1 protein-coding gene is annotated in these 1,699 nt (G+C 75.5%); it reads right to left on the bottom strand.

The features are described from left to right. On the bottom strand, window positions 1–1,699 hold a 1,699-nt coding region (locus tag AC5P09_RS51725; protein ID WP_493880596.1), incomplete at both ends, for a condensation domain-containing protein.

The raw sequence follows: 1,699 nt of genomic DNA on the forward strand, positions 1-1,699 counted from the left end.
CGAGCCCGTCCCCGGGCACCGCCCGCGACTGCTCCTTCACCGCCTTCAGCAACGCCCCCGCCGCCGCTCCCCCGGCCTGCGCCTGAGCGAGGTCGATGTCCGCCGTGTCCAGCCGTACGGGGTGGGCGTCGGCGAACCAGCCGACCGTGCGCGACAGATCCGCGTCGGCGAGCGGCTCGCGGCCGTGGCCCTCGACATCGACCAGCACCGCGCTGTCCGCGCCGGACCGCGAGCGGGCGACCGCGCCCGCCAGCGTGGCCAGCAGCGCCTCGTGGACACCGCAGTGGAAGGCGGCCGCGGTGCGGCCGACGAGGTCGTGGGCCGGTGCGCCGGACAAGGTCCAGGAGCGGTGCCGGAGGGTGGCGGCGGTGTCGCGGGCAGGGTCCAGCGCCCGCGCGCCGATCGGGGCGTCACCGTCGCGGAGCAGTTCCCGCCAGCGCTCCAGTTCCGCGATCCGGTCCTCGTGCCGCGCCTCGGACTCCAGCAGGTCCGCCCAGCGCCGGAACGATGTCCCCACCGGGTCCAGTTCCGCGGCCCGGCCCGCCGCGGCCGCCTCACACGCGGTCCGCAGGTCCGGCAGCAGGATCCGCCACGACACGCCGTCCACCACCAGGTGGTGGACGACCAGCACCAGTCGCCCCGTCCGCTCCGGCCCGGCGTCCACCCACACCAGCCGCACCATCGCCCCGGCCGCCGCGTCCAGCCGGTGCGCCGCGTCCCGTGCCGCCCGCTCGGCGGCCAGGTCCAGGTCCTCGTCGGTCCGGGGTTCAACCCGCGTCACCAGTCCGGCGGGGGCCACCGACCCGCGGTCGGCGACCACGAGGGTCGGCGCGTTCGCCGCCACCCGGGCGCGCAGCATGTCGTGCGTGTCCAGCAGCGTCCTAAGGGCGGTGGCCAGGACCTTTTCACCCGGCGCCGGCGGCGCCGCGACGACCGCCCACTGCGCGAATCCTGGACGGGCCGCGGCGCGGCCCAGGGCACGCATGACGGGCGTCCAGGGCAGTTCCCCGACGGCGTCCTCGACCGCGCTCGTGGCCCTCACCTCGGCCGGTCGGGCGGCGAGCGCGAGCCTCTCGGGCGTACGCACGTCAAATACCTGACGTGGTGTCAGGACCAGCCCGGCCCGACCGGCCCTGGCGACGACCTGCATCGAGGTGATCGAGTCCCCGCCGAGGTGGAAGAAGTCGTCCTCGGCCCCAACCCGCTCCAGGCCCAGCACCGCCGCGAAGATCTCGCACAGCGTCCGCTCCGCGTCGGTACGCGGCTCACGACCCGCCACCCGGCCCGCGAAGTCCGGCGCGGGCAGCGCCTTGAGGTCGACCTTTCCGTTGGCGGTCAGCGGCAGCGCGTCGAGCACGACGAGGGCGGCCGGGACCATGTACTCGGGCAGCACCTTCGCCAGCTGCTCACGCAGCAACTCGTCGTCCACGTCCTCGCCGTCCGGGACGACGTACCCGGTCAGCCGCTTCTCACCGGGCCGCTCCTCGCGGGCCATGACGACCGCCTGGCCGATACCGGGGCACGCGGCCAGCGCCGCCTCGACCTCGCCCAGTTCGACACGGAAGCCCCGGATCTTGACCTGGGCGTCGGCCCGGCCCACGAAGACCAGCTCGCCGTCGGCCGTCCAGCGCACCAGGTCACCGGTGCGGTACATCCGCTCCCCGGCCGCGAACGGACAGGCCACGAACCGCTCGGCGGA

The organism is Streptomyces sp. a15, assembly GCF_059026085.1.